Consider the following 23,636-nt stretch of genomic DNA (forward strand, 5'->3'; position numbering starts at 1 on the left):
TGGTTAAAATTTTAATTTATTTTTTTTAATTTGTATCGAAAGCAACTTCATATTTAGTACCAAAATCACCTGTTACTGCGGCTTTTTCTTCACCATTAATAGTTAATGTTACATTTCCATCAGCTGGATAACTTAAACCATCTCCATAAGCATCATTGAAAGTAAAAGTATAGTCTCTACCAGCACATAATGTAATAGTTTCAGTTGCAGAAGCTTGTCCATCAGCATAAAATTTTTCTGCTTTAGAAACAACGATACCACCTAAAGCATCTGTAATTGACCAAGAAGATTCACTACCATAACCATCAAAATTTATTTCTAAAGTTGCAGTAACTTCAGTACAATTTTGTATATAGTTAACAGTAGTACTACCTCCATTATATAAATTTTCAACTACACCGAAATTTAAGATTAATTTATTAACACCAATTCCTAAATTAGTATCTGTAAGCTGAACTGTTAATGTACCTTCATTAGATCCACTAGGAATAGTTACTGTAGATGGAACTGTATAAGAACCAGCTGCAGCTGCTGAAGCAGGATCAACCAAAATATCAAAAGACCTGTCAGATCCAGTAATATTTGCACTATATACTGGAATATCAAAAGAGTTTGATGAACCTACATCAACTCCAGTTGAAAACTCTGAGTCTGCAAATGCTATATAATTTGTTCCTTCTGGTGTTGGAACTTCCTCTTCACAACCAGTATAAATGAATACTGTTAGTGCTAATAATATATATTTTATTTTATTCATGATTTTTTAGATTTTATAATAGCTACCATTTTTTTAGAAAAATGGTAGCTATTAATATTATTGATTTTGATTACTCAAGAATGGATTATTTTGAATTTCATCTAAAGGAATTTCAAATTGCATTCTTTCATCATTATAAGGAATTGCCTCACCTACAAAAGATAAGTGATTAGTACCTCTAGTAGTGGTAGCTTTGTTACGTTTCATAGCTAAGAAACTTTTCCCTTCACCCCAAAGTTCTATTCTGGTTTGTAGGTATATTTGGTTTAATAATTGAGCACCACTTAAACCATCAATAAAAGAAGCGTCAGGAACTCTTCTGGATACTAATGCTTTTAAACTAGTTCTTGCAGCTCCTTCATTTCCAGCTCTAGCATTTGCTTCTGCATTTAATAAGTACATTTCTTCTATTCTCATAAAAACATAATCTGCAACCGTAGTTGTAGAAGTACCTCCAATTACATCTGTTGCTCTAAATTTAAATAATGGCTGTAAATATCTTCCACTAGCATCATTTCCAAAAAACTGTGCTTTTCTAACATCATTTGCTGGTATTTGATCATATAAAGCTTTGTCGATAGCTTTGTAGTCACCAACCCAAGCATAGCTGTAAGAATAAGAATCAACTTGACCCCACCATGAAACTAAACCTAAACCAATAGTTGGTGTTAAATCTACACCCCACATCCAGCTTGGCGTATTAACATCATTAAATCCATTAATTCCACCTGGAGCAGCTACAACCTCTGATTCAGCTAACATTGTATAATTACCAGAAGAAATTACTTGTTGAGTTAGAGTAGCTACTTCTCCATCTCTACCACCTTTAGCAGCTAAAGCATATGCTAAAATAGCTTTTGCGATATCTTGATTTACTTGATTTTTTGTGCTTCTACTAAATCCATTTAACAAAGATATAGCTTCTGTCAAATCTTTTTCGATTTGAGTATATACTTCATCTGCAGTAGACTTAGGTAAATTAGTACCAATTGGTTCTAATGGCATAGGTAGTATTGCTTCTGAACCAACAAATTCTTTTTGGTAATATTGAGTTAAATAAAAATATGAATGAGCACGCATAGCTTTTGCTTGTCCCATTGAAAATTTATTGTCATCAATCTCTGGAATTGCATCATTACCACCAAGATTTTGAATAATATTATTTGCAGATCTTATGATTCTGTAGTAATATCTCCATACTTGTCTATTACTTCCTCTAGTAAAATCTAAAGGAGCTTGAAATTCTGTAATATCTGCACGATACCAACCATAACCACTCGCACTTAAAGCCATATCTCCACAAAGCATATCTGCAAAAATATCATAAGCTTTTTGACCAAAATCAGTATGGCTAGTAGTTCCACCAGTTTGAGTTTCTATCATCTGAGAATACATTCCACCAACAAAGGCAGCAGGTATTTCTAAGTTTGTGAACGCACCCTGTTCTAATTGTGCATTGGTAATAGACTGTGTCTGGTTACTTACACCAGATACTCCACTATTATCTAATATATCTTCACTACAACCAAAACTCATTGCTAGTATTGCAGTAATAAAAGATAGTTTTATTATTTTTTTCATAATTCTTGTTGTTTAAAATTTAAAAATTAAAATTTAACTCTAACTCCCATTGTTATAGTAGTAGCAGGTGCATATAATGCTCTACCTGAGTTTCCTGCTTCTGAAGTGTTAGGATTAAATCCATTTCTAACAGTGTTAAGGAAAAGGTTGTCACCTGAAACCCATAAGTTAATTGAATCAACACCAGATTTTGTTATAAAGTTGCTTGGAACAGTATAGCCAACTCTTGCATTATTAAGTCCTAAGTAATCTGTACTTGTAATAAAACGTGAAGAAGTACTTGATGCGTTTACAACTGCGTTATCAGATAATATTGGAACACCAGTTACATCTCCAGGATTTTGCCATCTTAATAAAATATCACTATGATAATTATTACCAGCAGCTCCAAAACGATCACTCATTAATTCTGCATATTGCGCATCATAAGCATAACCACCTAAACTATATGTAAACTGCGTAGAAAAGTCGAAATTTTTAATTTTCCCTGATATTCTAAATGCTCCTCTTAAATCTGGTATAAAAGATTTATCAATATACTTTTGAGTACCATCTGCATAGGTTTTAGTAGTAGTTTTCTTAATATTTGCATTTTCTGCTAATAATTGATATTCATACATTGTTGATGTTGAACTTGATGTACCATCTTCTAAAGTAGCAAAGTCACCCTCACCAGCATCTAAAACATTATTATTGTTTTTATCATCATAATATTGGTACCACATTGGCGCTCCATCAGAAGGATCTACTCCAGCCCATTCTCTCATATAAAAATCAAAAATTGAACGTCCTTCTGTAAAAGCGTAATTACCATCTGTACTTGAGTTTTCGTCAATAATTTTAGGTAAACCAGTTGAAACATCTAAAGGTAACGTAACCATTTCGTTACTTAACATTTCTCCATTAAAAGATAGATTTAAAGAAAAATCTTCTTTTTTAATAAGGTAAGCATTTACTTCAAATTCTAAACCAGAGTTTAATACTTCACCATCATTTACTAAAATAGAAGAGATACCAGATGAAGGTCCAACTCTTTGATTAAAGAATAAGTTGTCTGTATTTTTTCTATAGTAATCTACATTAACATCTAAATAATTTCCAAAACTCATTTCAACACCACCTTGTATCATTTTAGAAGTTTCCCAAGTTAAATCTGGGTTACCAACTACAGCCTCAGAAATTGCTAAACCACCTACATAACTAGTGTTATATCTTGTAAACGCAGTAGCAGTTCCTGGTCCTTGTTGATCTCCTGTAATACCATAAGATGCTTTCAGTTTTAAATAAGATAAAAAGCTATCCGTCATAAAGTCTTCTTCGCTTACTATCCAAGAACCACCAACAGAACCAAAAGTACCCCATTTTTCGTTTATAAATCTAGAAGATCCATCTGTTCTAATAGAACCACTAAAAAAGTATTTATTAGCATAATTATAAGTAGCTTGACCAAAATAAGACTCAATACCAGATTCATTTATATATCCAAAAGAAGGTTGATTTTCTAATAGATAATTAGATAAGTTAAAAACTCCTGGTAATAAAACTTCTTGCTTGTATTGTTGAGAATATGCTAAGCTAGTTTCAAATGTTTCGTGAGCAGCAATTACTTCTAAAGAATGATCATCAAAAGATTTATTAAAACGTAATAATTGTAAAAAAGTTTTAGACCAATTAATACCATCAGAAATAGTTAAAGTTCCATTTGAATTTGATGATGGGCCATATACATGATTTGCAGCATTATGAGCTCTATTGAAAGAATATTGCCCTCCGAAACGAGTTTCGAATTTTAACCAATCTGTAAATTTAAAATCTGCAGAAAAATTACCATTTATAGCATGTTCTTGAGAACCAACAAAATCTAATGTAGCAGATCCAATTGGGTTTAAAAGGTCTGAATTTGGTCTAGATCTTGTAAAAGGAACAGGAGCAGTAAGTCCTGTAGGAGAACCATAATCAAATTGTGCTCCACCATAAACAGGATCTGGCACTAAATTTCCAGTGTTTGGATATCTTGCATAAACTGGGTAAAGAGGTGCCATTTTATCTGAAAATTCAAATATGTTTTCAGCACCATTTGTTTGACCATTGTTTTTGCTTTCAGAATAAGCGTAACCAAAATTTGCACCAAGTTTTAACCAAGATTTAACATCAGAGGTTAAATTGATTCTAGTAGTATATCTTTTATATTCAGAATTTAATGAATATCCAGCATCTTCTAAATATCCTGCAGAAACAAAATATTTCGATTTTTCTGAACCACCACTCATTCTTAAATTTGTTTCTGTACGTATTCCAGTTCCAAATGCTATATCAGCATATCTTTCTGGTGTATATAATCTATTAACTCCAGTTCTAACTGTTCTTGTTGATGGATCTATTAAAGCATCTCCAGTTGCAGCATCCCACATATTATATCCATCTCCTATTCCATTAATAGTAAGTAATGTATTATTTGCGAAATCTGTAGGATTAGCATTATTTGTTACAACACCTCTATTGTATAGACCTTCCCATACCAAACCAACATATTGTTCTGGTGATTTAATAACGTCATATCTAGCTATTTGCTGAAAGTTTACACCACTTTTAACATCTACTTCTATGTATGATTTTTCGTTAGAAGATCCACTTTTAGTAGTAATTAAAATTACACCATTAGCACCTCTAGAACCATAAATAGCAGTTGCAGTTGCATCTTTTAAAACGGTAGTAGTTTTAATATCACCAGGGTTAATTGCATTTAATTCTCCTGCTCCACTAAAAGGAACACCATCAATTACATATAAAGGAGCACGATTTCCTAAAGGAGAACCATAACCTCTAATACGTACAGTACCAATAGTACCAGGTTGACCAGATGTGTTAATTACAGATACACCAGCAACTTCACCTGTTAAAGCTTGTGAAACGTTTGTGAAGTTTTTAGCTTCTAAATTTTCAGCAGTAACTGTTGTTGCAGTACCCGTAAAAGATTTCTTTGTACTTGTACCATAACCTACAACTACTATCTCTTCTAATACATTAGCATCTTCTTCCATCGTTAGGTTAATAATATTGGAAGAACCTACAGTTTTTTCAGAAGGTTTATAGCCTAAATATCTAAAAACTAAAACATCGCCTGCTTTAGCTTTTATAGAGTATTTACCGTCAAAATCTGTTTCTGCACCAATAGTACTTCCCTTAATTATAACACTTACTCCTGGTAAACTACCTGAATTATCAGAAACAGTACCAGTAATAGTCTTAACCTGTGCAAAGGAAACTTGCACGATAAACGCCAGTAATAGCGTTAAAATTCCATTAAACTTTGTCTTCATTGTATAATTATTTGAATTAATTAATGCCAAAAGTCTTAAATAAAACTTAAAAAAACAATTTTTTAACAGTAATTTATTCAAAATAATTTCTTTATTATAAAATCTTTATAAAGTTAATATTTGTTTAGTTGAGTTTTATTTGATTTGTGTTGATTTTTTGTAAACTATTTAGCTCAAGTAAAAAAAAATATATTATTTGTAAGAGTTCTGTTTAAAAGGATTTCTTCCAGCTTACAAGTAATTTTGCGTTTTTAAAATCAAATTTTTCACTTTCATTTCTTCCAATTGAGGAGCTTATATTGATAAGTGAGTTTTTGTTAATAAATAGAAATCCTAAACCTAATGAATTTAAATTTTTAGTATTTTCAAGAGTTGCTGTTTTTGCAAAGTCTGTAATAGTATATAAATATGATTTTTCAGATGTTAAAAATCTATATTCCAAATTGAACATAATGTATTTATTTACAAAAATACTTTGTTCGTTAAAACCTCTTATGGATTTTGGTCCTCCAATTCTAAAAAGCTCGTTATTTAAATATGTGTTTGATTTTAAAAAACCATTAGTGTTTTTAATGTAAAAACTATTTCGTGAATTTAATTCCCAAATGTAAGATGCAGTGGTTTCTATTTTTATTTGATTCGTACTACTAGAGTTTAAATTTCTTTCTCCAAATGATGGGTTAATTTTTAAAAGAATTTTATCATTAAAAAAGAAATCATTTTTTTGGACTACAAAGTCAAATTGAAAGCCTAAAAAATAATTACTGAAATTTTCTATGTTATTTTCAATTCTTTTATCTAAGTTAATAGAGGATTCAGAATTATATGTTAATGCAAATTTAATTTTTGTATTTAGGTTATAGAATATTTTTGAGTCAAACTTGGTATTTAAAAATGTAGAATCTTGTTTGTATATAGAAAATGATAGTTCAGGTGTTATTTTTGATTTAAATATATAAGGTGTTTTTAATGCAATCTCAAACTCTTGACGTTCATCTGCAATTTTATTCCAAAAAAGTTTGAATTTTTCTCCTGTATTTAGAATGTTATTTAATTCTAAGTCGATATTGCCATTCAATAATAAATCTCCATTTTCTTTTGTTGCAAAATTTATGAGTCCATCAAAACTGTTATTTTTCCTTTTTTTTAAATATACGTATAAAAAGGTTGAATCTTTTGTAAATAAAACTTCTGGAGTTTTTATTTCTGATACAAATTGCAGGTTTTTGGAAATTTCAGAGATGCTTTTTATTTTTTTTTCATTAAAAACTGAATTTGCTCTAATGTTAAAATGATTTTTTAAAAATGATTTAGGAAAATCATCATAACCTTTTACAACTACTTTATTTATAATTCTTTTTGAAGAGGTTTCTATTGAGAGTTCTGCGAATAACTTTTTATCTTTAATTTTAATATTTTTTAATTGAATTTTTGAAAATGATTTCCCTTCTAAATCAATATTTTTTGAAATATTTAATAATGTAGATTGAAGTTTTTCTATAGAAATATTAATCGTGTTGTTTGTAAATTCAAAACCATTAAAAAGATACTGGTCTTTTAGTTTTACGTAAATTTCACTTTGATTGATTTTTTCATTTAAAGAAAAGTAAGCTGAGTAGTTGTTTTTTGTTTTTACTAAAGAGTCAATCGTATTTGTAAAATACCCGATGTTTTTCAAATATTTAGAGATCTTATTAATTTCAAAATTAATAGAAGTGGAATCAATATGTTTTTTTTGATATTTTATTTTATTTAAAATAGTTACTTCATTTTTATTTACACTAGATATTTTTAAATTTATCCTTTGAGTATATAAGCTTTCTATACTAAAAAATAAGAGTAGTATAAGTGGTTTGATAAATATGTTTTGCTTCAAGATATTTTTATATGATATTCAAATGTATATTAAAATCTCAAAAAATTAGCTAATAAAAATTCATTTAGAAAAAATAACTCGTTGATATTTGAATAATTAGATTTTAATTGTACATTTGCAAACTCTTAAAAAAGAGCAAGGTTTAATTATAAACGAAAAACAGCAACAATTTAGTATGCCAACTATTCAACAATTAGTTCGTAAAGGAAGAACCAAAATAACTAAGAAGAGTAAATCGGCTGCTTTGTCGTCTTGTCCTCAAAGACGTGGAGTATGTACTCGTGTTTATACTACAACACCAAAAAAACCTAATTCAGCAATGCGTAAAGTTGCCAGAGTTAGATTAACAAATGGTAATGAGATAAACGCATACATCCCAGGTGAAGGACATAACTTACAGGAGCACTCGATAGTATTAGTTAGAGGTGGAAGGGTAAAAGATTTACCAGGTGTTAAATATCACGTGGTACGTGGAGCATTAGATACAGCAGGTGTTGAGGGTAGAACTCAACGTAGGTCTAAGTATGGTGCAAAACGCCCAAAAAAGTAATTTAGTAACTTTTTTAATGTAAAGACATGAGAAAAAGAGCAGCAAAAAAAAGAGTCTTATTACCAGATCCAAAGTTTAATGATCAGTTAGTAACACGTTTTGTTAATAACTTAATGTGGAGTGGTAAGAAGTCAGTAGCATTTAAAGTGTTTTATGACGCTTTAGAGTTAGTCGAAGAAAGAAAAGGAGAAGGCGAGGAAAAGTCGGCTTTAGAAATTTGGAAAGAAGGTTTGTCAAATGTAATGCCACATGTAGAGGTTCGTTCTAGACGTGTTGGTGGAGCAACATTCCAAATACCAATGCAAATTAGACCAGATCGTAAAGTGTCTATGGCTATTAAGTGGATGATTTTGTATACTCGTAAGAGAAACGAAAAAACTATGGCGCAACGTTTAGCTGCTGAAATTTTAGCTGCGGCTAAAGAAGAAGGTGCAGCTGTTAAAAAACGTACAGATACTCACAAAATGGCAGAAGCTAACAAAGCATTCTCTCACTTTAGATTTTAAGAAATGGCTAGAGATTTAAAATATACAAGAAATATTGGAATTGCAGCGCATATTGATGCTGGTAAAACCACAACAACAGAGCGTATTTTGTTCTATACAGGTGTTTCTCACAAGATTGGTGAGGTTCATGATGGTGCAGCTACAATGGACTGGATGGAACAAGAGCAGGAAAGAGGTATTACAATTACTTCTGCTGCTACAACTTGTACTTGGGTTTTTCCAAAAGAAAATGCAGAACCAACTCCAGAGGCAAAAGATTATCATTTTAACATCATTGATACTCCTGGTCACGTAGATTTTACTGTTGAAGTAAATAGATCTTTACGTGTATTAGATGGTTTGGTGTTTTTGTTTTCGGCAGTTGATGGTGTTGAGCCTCAATCTGAAACAAACTGGAGATTAGCAGATAACTATAAAGTTCCAAGAATTGGATTCGTTAATAAGATGGATCGTCAAGGATCTGACTTCTTAAAAGTTTGTCAACAGGTTAAAGATATGTTAAAGTCTAACGCAGTGCCAATTGTTTTAAATATTGGTGATGAGGATGAGTTTAAAGGTATTGTAGATTTAGTGAAAAACAGAGCTATTGTATGGCATGATGATAACTTCGGAGCGACATTCGATGTTGTTGCTATTCCAGAAGATATGAAAGATGAAGTACGTAAATACCGTGCTTTATTAATCGAAGAAGTAGCTAGTTATGATGAGAACTTATTAGAAAAATTCATGGAAGATGAAGATTCTATTACAGAAGACGAAGTGCATGCTGCATTGAGAGCTGCTGTTATGGATATGGCTATCATTCCAATGATTTGTGGTTCTTCATTTAAAAATAAAGGTGTTCAGTTTCTTTTAGATGCTGTATGTCGTTATTTACCTTCTCCAATGGATAAGGAAGGTATTATAGGTATAAATCCAGATACAGAAGAAAAAGAATTACGTAAGCCAAGTGTTGAAGAGCCTTTCGCTGCTTTAGCATTTAAAATTGCTACTGACCCTTTCGTTGGTCGTTTAGCCTTCTTTAGAGCATATTCAGGAAGATTAGATGCTGGATCTTATGTATTAAATAATCGTTCTGGTAAAAAAGAGAGAATCTCTCGTATTTATCAAATGCATGCTAACAAGCAAAATGCTATCGATTTTATCGAAGCTGGAGATATTGGAGCAGCAGTAGGTTTTAAATCTATTAAAACTGGTGATACGTTAACAGATGAGAAGCATCCTATCGTTTTAGAATCTATGGATTTTCCAGATCCAGTAATTGGTATTGCTATTGAGCCTAAAACAAAAGCGGATGTAGATAAGTTAGGTGTTGGACTTGCTAAATTAGCAGAAGAAGATCCTACGTTTACAGTGCGTTCAGACGAAGCTTCAGGGCAGACTATTATTTCTGGAATGGGTGAGTTGCATTTAGATGTACTTGTAGATCGTTTAAAACGTGAATTCAAAGTAGAAGTTAACCAAGGTCAACCTCAAGTGGAATATAAAGAGGCTATTACTGCAGAAGCAGAACATAGAGAGATTTATAAGAAACAATCTGGTGGTCGTGGTAAATTTGCTGATATTGTATTTACTATTGGACCTGCAGATGAAGGTGTTCAAGGTTTACAATTTGAATCTGTAATTAAAGGTGGTAATGTTCCTAGAGAATTTGTTCCTTCTGTAGAGAAAGGTTTCAGAGAAGCTATGAAAAACGGACCTTTAGCAGGATACGAAATGGATTCAATGAAAGTTACTTTAAGAGATGGATCTTTCCACGCAGTGGATTCTGATGCATTATCTTTTGAATTAGCTGCAAGAATGGGATATAAAGCTTCTGCAAAATCTGCAAAAGCAAAAATTATGGAACCATTGATGAAGTTAGAAGTATTAACTCCTGAAGAAAATATGGGAGATATTGTTGGAGATTTGAACAGAAGAAGAGGTCAAGTTAACGATATGTCAGATAGAGCAGGTTCAAAAGTTGTAAAAGCTATTGTACCATTATCAGAAATGTTTGGATATGTAACTGCTTTAAGAACTATGTCTTCTGGTAGAGCAACATCTACTATGGAATTTTCTCATTATGCTGAAACTCCATCAAATATTTCAGAGGATGTAATCGCAAAAGCAAAAGGATAATCTACTAAATAATACAAGATGAGTCAAAAAATTAGAATAAAATTAAAGTCTTACGATTACAATTTGGTAGATAAATCTGCTGAAAAAATTGTAAAGACTGTAAAAAGTACTGGTGCAGTTGTAAATGGACCAATACCTTTACCAACACATAAAAAGATTTTTACAGTATTACGTTCACCACACGTAAACAAAAAGTCTAGAGAGCAATTTCAATTAGCTTCGTATAAAAGATTGTTAGACATCTATAGTTCTTCTTCAAAGACTATTGATGCTTTAATGAAACTTGAGTTACCAAGTGGTGTTGAAGTTGAAATAAAAGTATAATAAAATAGTTTAAAATTATTTTCGGTTTAATTTTATTAAACCGAAAATTTTTTATACTTTTGCAATCCCAAATAGAGTAGGGAAACTATTTGTTAAGTTTTGCTTAATAAATGGTAACATGTCCAGAGCGTTTCGCGACGGAAAAACGGAAAAACAAAATCAGCGTTGAATTTGTTTTGCGCTTTTTTTTTGCTTAATACTTAAAGGATGTTAATGAAACTTTGTTTCAAATAATAAATTAATAATAGACGCGCTGAATATATTATTTAATCGTCTAAAAAATTAACAGAATGTCTGGGTTAATAGGGAGGAAAATTGGAATGACCAGTTTGTTTGATGAGAATGGTAAAAATATACCATGTACTGTCATTGAAGCAGGTCCTTGCGTTGTCACTCAAGTCAGAACTGAAGAGGTTGACGGATATAATGCGTTGCAGCTTGGTTTCGATGACAAAAAAGCAAAAAGTTCTAACAAAGCGTTAGATGGTCACTTTAAGAAAGCTGGCACCACTGCTAAAAAGAAAGTTTTTGAATTTCAAGGATTTAAGGAAGCTTATAAATTAGGGGATTCAGTTACTGTAGATCACTTTAAAGAAGGTGAGTTTGTTGATGTATCTGGTGTTTCTAAAGGTAAGGGTTTTCAAGGTGTTGTAAAACGTCATGGTTTTGCTGGTGTAGGTCAAGCTACTCATGGTCAGCATAACCGTTTAAGAGCTCCGGGTTCTATTGGTGCTGCATCGTATCCAGCTAGAGTATTCAAAGGAATGCGTATGGCAGGTAGAATGGGTGGAGATAAAGTGAAAGTACAAAACTTAAAAGTGTTAAAGGTAGTTGCTGAAAAGAATCTACTTGTTGTTAAAGGAGCAGTTCCTGGTCACAAAAACGCTTTTGTAACTATTCAGAAATAATGAAAGTAGCAGTTTTAGATATTACAGGAAAAGATACAGGAAGGAAAGTAGAGCTTTCTAAAGATGTATTTGGGATAGAGCCTAATAATCATGCTATTTATTTAGATGTAAAACAATACTTGGCAAATCAACGTCAGGGAACACATAAGTCTAAAGAAAGAGCTGAGATTTCAGGTTCTACAAGAAAAATAAAGAAACAGAAAGGGACAGGTACTGCAAGAGCAGGTTCAATTAAGTCTGGAGTTTTTAGAGGTGGAGGTCGTATGTTTGGTCCAAGACCAAGAAGTTATTCTTTTAAGTTGAATAAAAATTTAAAAAGATTAGCGCGTCAATCAGCTTTGAGTATTCAAGTAAGTGATGAAAATGTAGTGATAGTTGAAGATTTTAATTTTGATTCACCAAAGACAAAAAACTTTGTAGATGTTTTAAAAGCTTTAAACATAGATGCTAAAAAATCATTATTTATATTAGATAGTGAAAATACAAATGTGTATTTATCGTCTAGAAACTTAAAAAACTCTAAGGTATTGAAAGCTTCAGAAATAAATACTTATGGTGTTTTAAACGCTAATAAGATTGTGATTACTGAAAGTTCTTTAGAGGGAATTAATACAAATTTAAGCAAATAGGGATTCAAAATGAGTATTCTAATTAAACCTATTATTACGGAAAAAGCTACAAACGATAGTGAAGTATTTAATCGTTATACGTTTGTTGTGGATAAGAAAGCTAATAAAGTAGAAATTAAAAATGCTGTTGAATCAGCTTATGGAGTTTCTATTTCTAGTGTAAAAACTTTAAATTACCCAATTCAAAGAAATACTAAATTTACTAAAAAAGGTTTAGTAACTGGTATTAAGAGTGGGTATAAAAAAGCTATTGTACAGTTAGCAGAAGGAGAAAGTATTGATTTTTATAACAATCTTTAAGATACAAAATGTCAGTTAGAAAATTAAAACCAATAACACCAGGTCAGCGTTTTAGAGTTGTAAATGGATTCGACGCCATTACAACTGATAAGCCGGAGAAAAGTTTACTTGCTCCGAAAAAAAGATCTGGAGGTCGAAACAGTCAAGGTAGAATGACAACTCGTAATATAGGAGGTGGTCATAAACAAAGATATCGTATTATCGATTTTAAAAGAGATAAGAAAGATGTTCCTGCAATTGTAAAAACTATCGAGTACGATCCAAATCGTACTGCTTTTATCGCATTATTAAACTATGTTGATGGAGAAAAAAGATATGTAATTGCTCAAAATGGTTTAACAGTAGGTCAAACTGTTGTTTCAGGAAGTGGTATTGCACCAGAGATTGGAAATACAATGGCTTTAAGTGAAATTCCATTAGGTACAACTATATCTTGTATTGAGTTACGTCCTGGTCAGGGAGCTGTAATGGCTCGTTCAGCAGGTTCATTTGCTCAATTAATGGCAAGAGATGGTAAATATGCAACTGTTAAAATGCCTTCAGGTGAAACAAGATTAATATTGTTAACCTGTTTAGCAACAATAGGAGTTGTTTCAAATTCAGATCATCAACTTTTAGTTTCTGGTAAAGCTGGAAGAAGAAGATGGTTGGGTAGAAGACCAAGAGTAAATGCTGTAAGAATGAACCCTGTAGATCACCCAATGGGAGGTGGTGAAGGACGTGCTTCTGGTGGACATCCAAGATCTAGAAACGGTATACCTGCTAAAGGTTATAAGACTAGGTCTAAAACCAAAGCAAGTAATAAGTATATTATAGAACGTAGAAAGAAATAATAAGTTATGGCAAGATCATTAAAAAAAGGACCTTACGTTCACTATAAATTAGAGAAAAAAGTTTTAGCTAATGTAGAAGCTGGAAATAAAACAGTAATTAAAACTTGGTCTAGAGCAAGTATGATTACTCCAGATTTCGTTGGTCAAACAATTGCTGTTCACAATGGACGTCAATTTGTACCAGTTTATGTTACTGAAAACATGGTAGGGCACAAGTTAGGCGAATTTTCACCAACTCGTTCTTTTAGAGGACATGCAGGTGCTAAAAATAAAGGTAAAAAATAGTAGGCAATGGGAGTTCGTAAAAAAAATATGGCAGATCAGTTGAAAGCAGATAGAAAGCAACGCGCTTTCGCAAAGCTAACAAACTGCCCTACATCACCAAGAAAAATGCGTTTAGTAGCAGATCAAGTAAGAGGTGTGGAAGTTGAAAAAGCTTTACAAATCTTAAAGTTCAGTCCTAAAGAAGCATCTATAAATTTAGAAAAACTATTATTATCTGCAATTGCAAACTGGCAAGCTAAAAATGAAGACTCATCTATTGAAGATGCAGGTTTATTTGTAAAGTCAATTTGTGTTGATAGTGCAGGTATGTTGAAGAGATTAAGACCAGCTCCACAAGGACGTGCTCATAGAATTCGTAAGCGTTCTAATCATGTTACTTTAGAGTTAGGTAGTAAAAATTTAAGTAATTAATCGAAGTATAAATGGGACAGAAAACAAATCCAATAGGAAATCGTTTAGGTATCATCAGAGGTTGGGAATCTAATTGGTATGGTGGTAATGACTACGGAGATAAATTAGCTGAAGATGATAAAATTAGAAAGTATATTAATGCAAGACTTTCTAAGGCAAGTGTATCTAGAATTATTATTGAGCGTACTTTAAAACTTGTTACAGTAACAATTACTACTGCAAGACCTGGTATTATTATCGGTAAAGGTGGTCAAGAAGTAGACAAACTGAAAGAAGAGCTTAAGAAAATTACTGGTAAAGAAGTTCAAATTAATATTTTTGAAATTAAACGTCCTGAACTAGATGCAAAATTAGTTGCAACTAGTGTGGCTCGTCAAATTGAAAATAGAATTTCTTACAAGAGAGCAATTAAAATGGCTATTCAAGCTACTATGCGTATGAATGCTGAAGGTATAAAGATTCAGATTTCTGGTCGTTTGAACGGAGCTGAAATGGCACGTTCAGAGCATTTTAAAGAAGGAAGAATACCTCTTTCAACTTTTAGAGCTGATATTGATTATGCATTAGTTGAAGCACATACTACTTATGGAAGATTAGGTGTTAAAGTATGGATTATGAAGGGTGAAGTTTATGGTAAGAGAGAATTATCTCCATTAGTTGGTTTGTCTAAGAAACAAAGTGGCAATAAAGGTGGTAGTGATAGATCTAAGCGTGGACCTCGTAGAAGAAAATAATTTTTAAAATTAGAAATTAAAAATGTTACAGCCAAAAAGAGTAAAATACCGTAAAGTACAGAAAGGTAAAGGAAATATGTCTGGTCTTTCAGGTAGAGGAACGCAACTTTCTAATGGAATGTTTGGTATTAAATCTATAGATCAGAATTTATTAACTTCACGTCAAATTGAAGCGGCTCGTATTGCAGCTACACGTCACATGAAGAGAGAAGGTCAATTATGGATTAAGATATTTCCAGATAAGCCTATTACAAAAAAGCCTTTAGAAGTACGTATGGGTAAAGGTAAGGGAGCTCCTGATCATTTCGTATCTGTTATCAAACCAGGTAGAATTTTGTTTGAAGTTGGTGGTGTACCAATTGAAGTAGCAAAAGAGGCTTTACGATTAGCTGCACAAAAACTTCCTGTAAAAACGAAGTTTATAGTTGCAAGAGATTTTGATATTAACGCATAATTCTAAATAGAATGAAACAATCAGAAATAAAGGATTTATCCACAGCAGATCTTAATGAAAAGTTGGGAGCGTTGCAAAAGAATTATACTGATCTTAAAATGTCTCATGCAATAACTCCAATGGAAAATCCATTGCAGTTGAGAAGTTTAAGAAGAACTGTAGCAAGAATTGCAACAGAATTAACAAAAAGAGAATTACAATAATTCTATAGTCAATTTTAAAGATGGAAAAAAGAAATCTTAGAAAAGAGAGAATTGGTGTAGTTTCTAGTAACAAAATGGAAAAATCTATTGTTGTTGCTGAAACTAAGAGAGTAAAGCACCCAATGTACGGTAAATTCGTATTAAAAACGAAAAAGTACGTTGCACACGACGAACAGAATGATTGCAACGAAGGAGATACTGTTAGAATCATGGAAACAAGACCTATGAGTAAATCTAAACGTTGGAGATTAGTAGAAATCCTAGAAAGAGCTAAATAATATGTTACAGACAGAATCAAGATTAAAAGTCGCAGATAATACTGGAGCAAAAGAAGTTTTAGTAATTAGAGTTTTAGGAGGTACAAGAAAACGTTACGCAAGTATTGGAGACAAAATTGTAGTATCTGTTAAATCTGCAACTCCAAACGGAACTGTAAAAAAAGGTCAAGTATCTAGAGCAGTTGTTGTAAGAACAAAAAAAGAAGTTAGACGTAAAGATGGATCTTACATTAGATTTGATGACAACGCTTGTGTTTTATTAAATCCTACAGAGGAAATGAGAGGAACACGTGTATTTGGTCCTGTTGCTCGTGAACTTCGTGAGAAACAATTCATGAAAATAGTTTCATTAGCACCTGAAGTGCTTTAAATCATCATAAAATGAAGAAGTTTAAAATAAAATCAGGAGATACTGTAAAAGTTATTGCAGGTGATCATAAAGGATCTGAAGGAAAGGTTTTACAAATCATTAAGGATAAAGATCGAGTTCTTGTAGAAGGAGTTAATTTAGTATCTAAACATACTAAACCTAGTGCTCAAAGTCCTCAAGGTGGAATTGTAAAAAAAGAAGCATCGTTACATATCTCTAATTTAATGTTAGTAGAAGATGGTGTAGCTGTAAGAGTAGGTTATAAAGTTGATGGAGATACTAAGACTAGATTCTCTAAAAAAACTAAAAAATAATAATAATCATGAGTTACGTACCAAGATTAAAAGCAGAATACAAAGAAAGAGTAGTGAATACTCTTACTGAGGAATTCAGTTATACAAATATAATGCAAGTACCTAAATTAGAAAAAATTGTAATTTCTAAAGGTGTTGGTGCTGCAATTGCTGATAAAAAATTAATAGATTACGCGTTAGAAGAGTTGACTAAAATTACAGGTCAAAAAGCTATATCTACAATGTCTAAAAAAGATGTTGCAGCATTTAAATTACGTAAAGGTATGCCAATTGGTGCAAAAGTTACTTTACGTGGTGATAAAATGTATGAGTTTTTAGACAGATTAGTTACTGCCTCTTTGCCACGTGTAAGAGACTTTAATGGAATAAAAGCTAATGGATTTGATGGTAGAGGTAATTACAATTTAGGTATTACTGAACAAATTATATATCCAGAAATAAATATTGACCAAGTTAAAAAAATTAACGGTATGGATATTACTTTTGTAACATCTGCAAATACTGATAAGGAAGCAAAGTCATTATTAGGAGAATTAGGTTTACCATTCCAAAAAAATTAAATTATGGCTAAAGAATCAATGAAAGCGCGCGAGCGTAAAAGAGAACGTATTGTTGCAAAATATGCTGATAAAAGAAAAGCTTTAAAAGAAGCTGGCGATTATGAAGCTTTGCAGAAATTACCTAAAAATGCATCACCAGTAAGATTACACAATAGATGTAAATTAACTGGTCGTCCAAAAGGATATATGCGTCAGTTTGGTTTATCACGTGTAACATTTCGTGAAATGGCAAACCAAGGGTTAATACCAGGCGTTAAAAAAGCAAGTTGGTAGAAAATTATAATAAATCATAAAAACTAAAATAGAATGTGTATCTTTGCACGCTCTATTTTTTTTGAGTATTAGAAATTTAACTGATTATAGGTTCAATTATCACAGAGAAATTTGTAGGTAAATAGAGGTAGTTGAAAACCATAGTCGCAATATAAATAAGTATGTATACAGATCCAATCGCGGATTATCTTACAAGAGTAAGGAATGCAATAGCTGCAGGACACAGAGTAGTAGAAATTCCGGCTTCTAACTTGAAGAAGGAAATGACTAAAATTTTGTTTGATCAAGGTTATATTTTAAGTTACCAGTTCAATGACGATAAAGTTCAAGGGACTATCAAGATAGCTTTAAAGTATGATAAAGAAACAAAAGAGTCAGTAATCAGAAAAATTCAACGAATTAGTACGCCAGGTTTACGAAAGTATGTTGGTTCTTCAGAAATGCCAAGAGTTTTAAACGGACTTGGTATCGCAATTGTTTCTACATCTAAAGGTGTAATGACAAACAAGAAGGCTAAGCAAGACAATGTTGGAGGAGAAGTTTTATGTTATATTTATTAATCTAGAAGAAATGAGTAGAATAGGAAAAAATCCCGTTAGCATTTCACAAGGTGTAGATGTAAACATAAAAGACAATGTAGTTACTGTAAAAGGAAAATTAGGTGAGTTAACTCAAACTATTTCTGACGGTATTACAATTGAAATTGAAGATGGAATTATCACTTTAGATAGAGCATCAGAAAGTAAAGACCATAAGGCACAACATGGTTTAATGAGAGCTTTAATCAGTAACATGATTGAAGGTGTTAGTAAAGGTTGGACTAAGGACTTGGAATTGGTTGGTGTAGGTTATAGAGCCTCTAATCAAGGTCAAAAATTAGATTTAGCTTTAGGTTTCTCTCATAATATTGTTTTAGAAATAGCTCCAGAAGTAAAAGTTGAGACAATATCAGAGAAAGGGAAAAACCCAATCATTAAATTATCTTCATTTGACAAACAATTAGTTGGTCAAATAGCTGCAAAGATTAGATCTTTCAGAGCACCTGAACCTTACAAAGGAAAAGGAGTTAAGTTTGTTGGTGAAATATTAAGAAGAAAAGCAGGTAAATCTGCATAATATATAGTATTATGGCATTATCAAAGCTACAAAGAAGATTAAGAATTAAGCGTAGAATCAGAAAAATCATTTCAGGTACTCCTACAAAACCAAGATTATCGGTTTATAGAAGTAATAAAGAAATTTACGCTCAATTGATAGACGATGTAAACGGAGTGACAATCGCTTCAGTTTCATCTAGAGATAAAAATATTAAAGCAACTACTAAGGTTGAAGCTTCTACAGAAGTTGGTAAATCGATTGCTGAAAAAGCTATAAAAGCAGGTGTAGATACTGTTGCTTTTGATAGAAACGGATATTTATATCACGGAAGAGTTAAAGTATTAGCAGATGCTGCAAGGGAATCTGGTTTAAAATTTTAAGAAATTATGCAAGGATATAAAAACGTAGAAAGAGTTAAACCAAGCGGATTAGAGCTTGTAGATAGATTAGTTGGTGTACAACGTGTAACTAAAGTAACAAAAGGTGGTAGAGCATTTGGTTTCTCTGCAATCGTAGTTGTTGGTGATGGTAATGGTGTTGTTGGTCATGGATTAGGAAAATCTAAAGACGTATCATCTGCAATTGCGAAAGCAGTTGAAGATGCAAAGAAAAATTTAGTAAGAATACCTATTTTAGAAGGAACTTTACCTCATGAGCAAAAAGGTAAGTTTGGTGGTGCAAAAGTATTTATCAAACCTGCTTCTGCTGGTACAGGAGTTATTGCTGGTGGTGCAGTTCGTGCAGTATTAGAATCAGTGGGAATACATGATTGTTTATCAAAATCTCAAGGATCATCTAATCCTCATAATGCAGTAAAAGCAACTTTTAATGCTTTATTACAATTACGTAGTGCTGTAGATGTTGCAAAACAAAGAGGTATATCTTTAGAAAAAGTATTTAACGGATAAATCTAAAAACGATGGCAAGAATAAAAGTTACCCAAGTAAAAAGTCAAATCGGTCGTCTTCAAAGTCAGAAAAGGACTTTAGAAGCTTTAGGTTTACGTAAAATGAACCAAACTGTAGAACATGAGGCAACTCCTTCAGTAATTGGTATGGTAAATACAGTTAAACACTTAGTTTCTTTCGAAGAAATTAAATAAGATATTTAAATAAAATGAGTTTACATAATTTAACACCTGCAGAAGGTTCCGTTAAAAAGGAAAAGAGAATAGCAAGAGGTGAAGGTTCTGGTAAAGGTGGTACTTCAACAAGAGGTCACAATGGTCAGAAATCTCGTTCAGGATATTCTAAAAAAGTAGGATTTGAAGGTGGTCAAATGCCTCTTCAAAGACGTGTGCCAAAATTTGGTTTTACAAATATTAACCGTAAGGAATATCAAGGTATCAATTTAGATAAATTACAATCTTTAGTTGATAATGGAACTATTTCTGATACAGTTAATTTAGAAATTTTAGTTGCTAATGGTTTAGCAGGTAAAAATGAACTAGTAAAAATACTAGGGAATGGAGAGTTAAAAACTAAATTGAATATAACTGCACATAAATTTTCAGCAACCGCAAAAGCAGCTATTGAAGCAGCTGGTGGAGAAGCTGTTACTTTATAAGAATTCTTAAAGGATGAATTTAATTAATAGATTAAAAGAAATTTTTAGTATTGAAGAATTAAAAAATAAGATTCTTCTAACAATCGGTTTAATTGCTGTATATCGTTTTATGGCGGCTGTTCCATTACCTGGAGTAGACCCTTTACAATTAGCAGCATTAAAAGATAGTACTCAAGGTGGTCTTTTAGGATTATTGAATGCATTTACAGGAGGAGCATTTGCAAGAGCGTCAGTAATGGCACTAGGTATTATGCCCTATATTTCAGCATCTATTGTTGTTCAGTTAATGGGAATTGCGGTTCCTTATTTACAAAAACTTCAAAAAGATGGTGAAAGTGGTCGTAAAAAAATTACACAGATAACGAGATGGTTGACTATTGGTATTACTTTAGTTCAAGCACCAACTTATATAACAGCTATTAAAACACAATTTGGTTTAGGTCCTGAAGCTTTTTTAGTGAGTGGAGCAACTTTTTGGGTTTCATCTATAATTATTCTTACTGCAGGTACAATTTTTGCTATGTGGTTAGGAGAACGTATAACTGACAAAGGAGTTGGTAATGGTATCTCTTTATTAATTACAGTTGGTATTATAGCTAATTTCCCAGCAGCTTTTTTACAAGAATTTGTTGCAAAAACAACAAATGCTGGTGCTGGTGGAATAATGATGATTTTAATTGAAATTATTGTTTGGCTTGTAGTTATTTTACTTACAGTTCTATTAGTTACAGCTGTTAGAAAAATTGCAGTTCAATATGCTAGAAGAACAGTTGCAGGTAACGTTCAAAATGTTGCTGGTTCAAGAGACTATATTCCATTGAAATTAAATGCTGCTGGTGTTATGCCAATCATTTTTGCACAGGCAATTATGTTTTTACCAATGGCATTGGGGAATAAGTTTCCTTTTTTAGCAGGTTTAACTGATATTAACGGTTTAAGTTACAACTTGATATTTGCGATTTTAATCATTGTATTTTCATTCTTTTATACTGCAATCACTATTCCTACGAATAAGATGGCAGATGATTTAAAGAGAAGTGGTGGTTTTATACCAGGAATTAGACCAGGAAAAGATACAGCAGATAGATTAGATTCTGTATTGTCTAGAATTACTTTTCCAGGATCGATATTTTTGGCAGCCTTATCAATCTTACCAGCTATAGCATTTCAATTTGGAATTCAACAAAGTTGGGCAATGTTTTACGGAGGTACTTCATTGATTATTATGGTTGGTGTTGCAATTGATACGTTACAACAAATTAATTCTTATTTGTTAAATCGCCATTATGATGGTTTAATGAAAGCAGGAAACAGTAATAGAAAATCTAATAAATAATATGGCTAAACAATCAGCAATACAACAAGATGGAACTATTACAGAAGCATTATCAAATGCTATGTTTCGTGTGGAATTAGAAAATGGACATATTGTAACAGCACACATTTCTGGTAAAATGCGTATGCATTATATCAAATTATTACCTGGTGATAAAGTGAAACTAGAAATGAGTCCTTACGATTTATCGAAAGCGAGAATAACTTATAGATATTAAAAATTAAATAATTAGAAGATTGGAGGATTAGTTTTAATCTTTTAATTTTTAAATAAAAATTAGAAACGATGAAAGTTAGAGCATCAGTTAAAAAAAGAAGTGCCGACTGCAAAATAGTACGCAGAAAAGGTAGATTATATGTAATTAATAAACAAAATCCTAGATTTAAACAAAGACAAGGGTAATGGCAAGAATAGCAGGTATTGATATTCCAAAGAATAAAAGAGGTGTTATCGCTTTAACTTACATCTTTGGTATAGGGAACAGCAGAGCAAAACAAGTTTTAGCAGATGCAAAAGTAGACGAAAGTATTAAGGTTCAAGATTGGACTGATGATCAAATCGCAGCAATTAGAGAGCAAGTAGGTTCTTTCACTATTGAAGGTGAATTACGTTCTGAAGTTCAGATAAACATCAAACGTTTGATGGATATTGGTTGCCAAAGAGGAATTCGTCATAGATTAGGTCTACCTTTAAGAGGGCAAAGAACTAAAAACAATTCTCGTACAAGAAAAGGTAAGAGAAAAACTGTAGCTAACAAGAAAAAATAAGTTAGAGATTAAACTTGTTATCAACTACTAGTGTGCCGTAATTTTAAATTACAATTTACTAGAAAGTAATAACAGAACAATAAAAATTATGGCAAAAGCAAGTGCAAAAAAACGTAAAGTAATAATTGATGCTATTGGAGAGGCGCATGTAACAGCATCTTTTAACAATATCATTATTTCTTTAACAAATAAAAAAGGTGATGTTATTTCATGGTCATCAGCTGGAAAAATGGGCTTTAGAGGTTCTAAAAAGAACACACCTTACGCAGCTCAATTAGCAGCAGAAGATTGTGCAAATGTTGCAAAAGAAGCAGGTTTACGTAAAGTAAAAGTTTATGTGAAAGGTCCAGGTAATGGAAGAGAGTCTGCAATTAGATCTATTCATAATGCAGGTATTGAAGTAACAGAAATTATTGATGTTACTCCTATTCCTCACAATGGATGTCGTCCACCGAAAAGAAGAAGAGTTTAAGAAAATTATATATTTTAAGTAGATTTAGATTTTTTCTAAATCTACTTTATTGTATATAACAATTAGTATTTATTTATATTTTTAATCAATTAGGAGCTAAGATTATCGAAGGAGAAAGCCTTAATTCATAATCCCTAATTTAACAACAACGAAATGGCAAGATATACAGGACCAAAAACTAAAATTGCTCGTAAATTTGGCGAGGCAATCTTCGGAGAAGATAAAAACTTCGAAAAAAGAAACTTTCCTCCAGGACAACATGGAAATGCAAGAAGAAGAGGAAAAAAATCTGAATATGCTACTCAATTAATGGAGAAGCAAAAAGCAAAGTATACTTATGGTATATTAGAGCGTCAATTCAGTAACTTGTTTAAAAGTGCACAAGCTGCATCTGGAATTACAGGTGAAATCTTATTACAATTATGTGAATCACGTTTAGATAATGTTGTTTACAGAATGGGAGTTTCTAACTCAAGAAGTGGAGCTCGTCAATTAGTTTCTCACAGACATATTACTGTTAATGGTTCTATCGTTAACGTACCATCTTATCAATTAAAAGAAGGAGATGTAGTAGCTGTAAGAGAAAAATCTAAATCTTTAGTAGCTATTGAAGATGCATTAGCTTCTAACAGTAATGTTTTTGAATGGTTAACTTGGAATAATGATACAAAAACTGGAACTTTTGTAAAAGTACCAGAAAGACTACAAATTCCAGAAAACATTAAAGAACAATTAATCGTAGAATTATATTCTAAGTAATATTAATAATATTGACATTTAGCCAAAGGATTTATTTGTATTTCTTCACAC

General features: G+C 31.9%; 34 protein-coding genes. 30 read left to right on the top strand and 4 right to left on the bottom strand.

Going from position 1 to position 23,636, the window contains the following annotated elements; genetic code table 11:
• Nucleotides 1-25: 25 nt before the first annotated feature.
• The 4 genes from LPB03_RS15375 to LPB03_RS15390 form a co-directional block, all read right to left on the bottom strand.
• Nucleotides 26-757, bottom strand: coding sequence for a DUF1735 domain-containing protein (locus LPB03_RS15375; RefSeq protein WP_065320246.1), 732 nt, complete (start codon nt 755-757; stop codon nt 26-28).
• A 57-nt stretch (nt 758-814) separates the two neighbouring features.
• Entirely contained in the window at nt 815-2,338 is a 1,524-nt protein-coding gene (locus LPB03_RS15380; RefSeq protein ID WP_065320245.1) for a RagB/SusD family nutrient uptake outer membrane protein, read from the bottom strand.
• 26 nt (nt 2,339-2,364) lie between these two features.
• The gene (locus tag LPB03_RS15385) at nt 2,365-5,658 is read right to left on the bottom strand and encodes a SusC/RagA family TonB-linked outer membrane protein (protein ID WP_065320244.1); all 3,294 of its coding nucleotides are present in this window, start codon (nt 5,656-5,658) and stop codon (nt 2,365-2,367) included.
• Nucleotides 5,659-5,869: 211 nt separating this feature from the next.
• On the bottom strand, nt 5,870-7,336 hold the full coding sequence (locus LPB03_RS15390; RefSeq protein WP_139058999.1) for a BamA/TamA family outer membrane protein: 1,467 nt from the start codon (nt 7,334-7,336) through the stop codon (nt 5,870-5,872).
• Nucleotides 7,337-7,709: 373 nt separating this feature from the next.
• Between LPB03_RS15390 and rpsL the strand changes: the two genes are divergently transcribed.
• From rpsL to rpsD, 30 genes are all read left to right on the top strand, one after another.
• Complete coding sequence (gene rpsL, locus LPB03_RS15395) at nt 7,710-8,084, top strand: 30S ribosomal protein S12 (RefSeq protein ID WP_018943587.1); 375 nt, start codon at nt 7,710-7,712, stop codon at nt 8,082-8,084.
• A 26-nt stretch (nt 8,085-8,110) separates the two neighbouring features.
• Nucleotides 8,111-8,590: a 30S ribosomal protein S7 gene (rpsG, locus tag LPB03_RS15400; protein ID WP_065320242.1), complete on the top strand. Its 480-nt coding sequence runs from the start codon at nt 8,111-8,113 to the stop codon at nt 8,588-8,590.
• A 3-nt stretch (nt 8,591-8,593) separates the two neighbouring features.
• Nucleotides 8,594-10,711, top strand: coding sequence for an elongation factor G (fusA, locus tag LPB03_RS15405; RefSeq protein ID WP_065320241.1), 2,118 nt, complete (start codon nt 8,594-8,596; stop codon nt 10,709-10,711).
• 18 nt (nt 10,712-10,729) lie between these two features.
• Entirely contained in the window at nt 10,730-11,035 is a 306-nt protein-coding gene (rpsJ, locus tag LPB03_RS15410; RefSeq protein ID WP_004568745.1) for a 30S ribosomal protein S10, read from the top strand.
• Nucleotides 11,036-11,325: 290 nt separating this feature from the next.
• The gene (gene rplC, locus LPB03_RS15415; RefSeq protein ID WP_065320240.1) at nt 11,326-11,943 is read left to right on the top strand and encodes a 50S ribosomal protein L3; all 618 of its coding nucleotides are present in this window, start codon (nt 11,326-11,328) and stop codon (nt 11,941-11,943) included.
• A complete protein-coding gene (gene rplD / locus LPB03_RS15420; RefSeq protein WP_065320239.1) occupies nt 11,943-12,572 on the top strand; it encodes a 50S ribosomal protein L4 in 630 nt (209 codons plus the stop codon). Before rplC ends, rplD begins: the two co-directional genes overlap by 1 nt.
• Before the next feature lie 9 nt (nt 12,573-12,581).
• Complete coding sequence (rplW, locus tag LPB03_RS15425) at nt 12,582-12,872, top strand: 50S ribosomal protein L23 (protein ID WP_065320238.1); 291 nt, start codon at nt 12,582-12,584, stop codon at nt 12,870-12,872.
• Nucleotides 12,873-12,880: 8 nt separating this feature from the next.
• Nucleotides 12,881-13,705, top strand: a complete 825-nt coding sequence (rplB, locus tag LPB03_RS15430; RefSeq protein WP_065320237.1) for a 50S ribosomal protein L2 — start codon at nt 12,881-12,883, stop codon at nt 13,703-13,705.
• Between the two features lie 6 nt (nt 13,706-13,711).
• The gene (gene rpsS / locus LPB03_RS15435) at nt 13,712-13,990 is read left to right on the top strand and encodes a 30S ribosomal protein S19 (RefSeq protein WP_015482224.1); all 279 of its coding nucleotides are present in this window, start codon (nt 13,712-13,714) and stop codon (nt 13,988-13,990) included.
• Between the two features lie 6 nt (nt 13,991-13,996).
• Nucleotides 13,997-14,401 carry a 50S ribosomal protein L22 gene (gene rplV / locus LPB03_RS15440; protein WP_015482225.1) on the top strand — a complete coding sequence of 135 codons (405 nt, stop codon included), beginning with the start codon at nt 13,997-13,999 and terminating at the stop codon, nt 14,399-14,401.
• A gap of 11 nt (nt 14,402-14,412) precedes the next feature.
• Nucleotides 14,413-15,135: a 30S ribosomal protein S3 gene (gene rpsC, locus LPB03_RS15445; protein ID WP_065320236.1), complete on the top strand. Its 723-nt coding sequence runs from the start codon at nt 14,413-14,415 to the stop codon at nt 15,133-15,135.
• A 22-nt stretch (nt 15,136-15,157) separates the two neighbouring features.
• Nucleotides 15,158-15,589, top strand: a complete 432-nt coding sequence (rplP, locus tag LPB03_RS15450) for a 50S ribosomal protein L16 (protein WP_026775252.1) — start codon at nt 15,158-15,160, stop codon at nt 15,587-15,589.
• A gap of 11 nt (nt 15,590-15,600) precedes the next feature.
• A complete protein-coding gene (rpmC, locus tag LPB03_RS15455) occupies nt 15,601-15,792 on the top strand; it encodes a 50S ribosomal protein L29 (RefSeq protein ID WP_065320235.1) in 192 nt (63 codons plus the stop codon).
• 20 nt (nt 15,793-15,812) lie between these two features.
• Nucleotides 15,813-16,070, top strand: coding sequence for a 30S ribosomal protein S17 (gene rpsQ / locus LPB03_RS15460; RefSeq protein WP_065320234.1), 258 nt, complete (start codon nt 15,813-15,815; stop codon nt 16,068-16,070).
• Between the two features lies 1 nt (nt 16,071).
• A complete protein-coding gene (gene rplN, locus LPB03_RS15465) occupies nt 16,072-16,440 on the top strand; it encodes a 50S ribosomal protein L14 (protein WP_004568733.1) in 369 nt (122 codons plus the stop codon).
• Between the two features lie 11 nt (nt 16,441-16,451).
• Entirely contained in the window at nt 16,452-16,754 is a 303-nt protein-coding gene (gene rplX, locus LPB03_RS15470; RefSeq protein WP_026775250.1) for a 50S ribosomal protein L24, read from the top strand.
• An 8-nt stretch (nt 16,755-16,762) separates the two neighbouring features.
• Entirely contained in the window at nt 16,763-17,314 is a 552-nt protein-coding gene (gene rplE / locus LPB03_RS15475; RefSeq protein ID WP_065320233.1) for a 50S ribosomal protein L5, read from the top strand.
• Nucleotides 17,315-17,317: 3 nt separating this feature from the next.
• Nucleotides 17,318-17,587 carry a 30S ribosomal protein S14 gene (rpsN, locus tag LPB03_RS15480; RefSeq protein ID WP_065320232.1) on the top strand — a complete coding sequence of 90 codons (270 nt, stop codon included), beginning with the start codon at nt 17,318-17,320 and terminating at the stop codon, nt 17,585-17,587.
• A gap of 161 nt (nt 17,588-17,748) precedes the next feature.
• Nucleotides 17,749-18,147, top strand: coding sequence for a 30S ribosomal protein S8 (gene rpsH / locus LPB03_RS15485; RefSeq protein WP_065320231.1), 399 nt, complete (start codon nt 17,749-17,751; stop codon nt 18,145-18,147).
• A gap of 10 nt (nt 18,148-18,157) precedes the next feature.
• The gene (rplF, locus tag LPB03_RS15490) at nt 18,158-18,703 is read left to right on the top strand and encodes a 50S ribosomal protein L6 (protein ID WP_065320230.1); all 546 of its coding nucleotides are present in this window, start codon (nt 18,158-18,160) and stop codon (nt 18,701-18,703) included.
• Nucleotides 18,704-18,714: 11 nt separating this feature from the next.
• Complete coding sequence (rplR, locus tag LPB03_RS15495; RefSeq protein ID WP_065320229.1) at nt 18,715-19,065, top strand: 50S ribosomal protein L18; 351 nt, start codon at nt 18,715-18,717, stop codon at nt 19,063-19,065.
• Between the two features lie 3 nt (nt 19,066-19,068).
• On the top strand, nt 19,069-19,593 hold the full coding sequence (gene rpsE / locus LPB03_RS15500; protein ID WP_036841128.1) for a 30S ribosomal protein S5: 525 nt from the start codon (nt 19,069-19,071) through the stop codon (nt 19,591-19,593).
• 11 nt (nt 19,594-19,604) lie between these two features.
• Nucleotides 19,605-19,787, top strand: a complete 183-nt coding sequence (gene rpmD, locus LPB03_RS15505; protein WP_065320228.1) for a 50S ribosomal protein L30 — start codon at nt 19,605-19,607, stop codon at nt 19,785-19,787.
• A 14-nt stretch (nt 19,788-19,801) separates the two neighbouring features.
• Entirely contained in the window at nt 19,802-20,251 is a 450-nt protein-coding gene (gene rplO / locus LPB03_RS15510) for a 50S ribosomal protein L15 (protein ID WP_065320227.1), read from the top strand.
• Between the two features lie 13 nt (nt 20,252-20,264).
• Nucleotides 20,265-21,587, top strand: a complete 1,323-nt coding sequence (secY, locus tag LPB03_RS15515; protein WP_065320226.1) for a preprotein translocase subunit SecY — start codon at nt 20,265-20,267, stop codon at nt 21,585-21,587.
• Between the two features lies 1 nt (nt 21,588).
• Nucleotides 21,589-21,804: a translation initiation factor IF-1 gene (gene infA / locus LPB03_RS15520; protein ID WP_004568721.1), complete on the top strand. Its 216-nt coding sequence runs from the start codon at nt 21,589-21,591 to the stop codon at nt 21,802-21,804.
• 68 nt (nt 21,805-21,872) lie between these two features.
• Complete coding sequence (gene ykgO, locus LPB03_RS15525; RefSeq protein WP_004568720.1) at nt 21,873-21,989, top strand: type B 50S ribosomal protein L36; 117 nt, start codon at nt 21,873-21,875, stop codon at nt 21,987-21,989.
• Nucleotides 21,989-22,354 (top strand): 30S ribosomal protein S13, encoded by a 366-nt coding sequence (gene rpsM / locus LPB03_RS15530; protein ID WP_065320225.1) that lies wholly within the window; start codon nt 21,989-21,991, stop codon nt 22,352-22,354. The genes ykgO and rpsM overlap by 1 nt, the downstream gene beginning before the upstream one ends.
• An 88-nt stretch (nt 22,355-22,442) precedes the next feature.
• Nucleotides 22,443-22,826, top strand: a complete 384-nt coding sequence (gene rpsK / locus LPB03_RS15535) for a 30S ribosomal protein S11 (RefSeq protein WP_026775239.1) — start codon at nt 22,443-22,445, stop codon at nt 22,824-22,826.
• 153 nt (nt 22,827-22,979) lie between these two features.
• Nucleotides 22,980-23,585, top strand: a complete 606-nt coding sequence (gene rpsD, locus LPB03_RS15540; protein ID WP_065320224.1) for a 30S ribosomal protein S4 — start codon at nt 22,980-22,982, stop codon at nt 23,583-23,585.
• Nucleotides 23,586-23,636 lie beyond the last annotated feature (51 nt).

It is taken from the genome of Polaribacter vadi (assembly GCF_001761365.1).
Taxonomy (GTDB): Bacteria; Bacteroidota; Bacteroidia; order Flavobacteriales; family Flavobacteriaceae; genus Polaribacter; species Polaribacter vadi.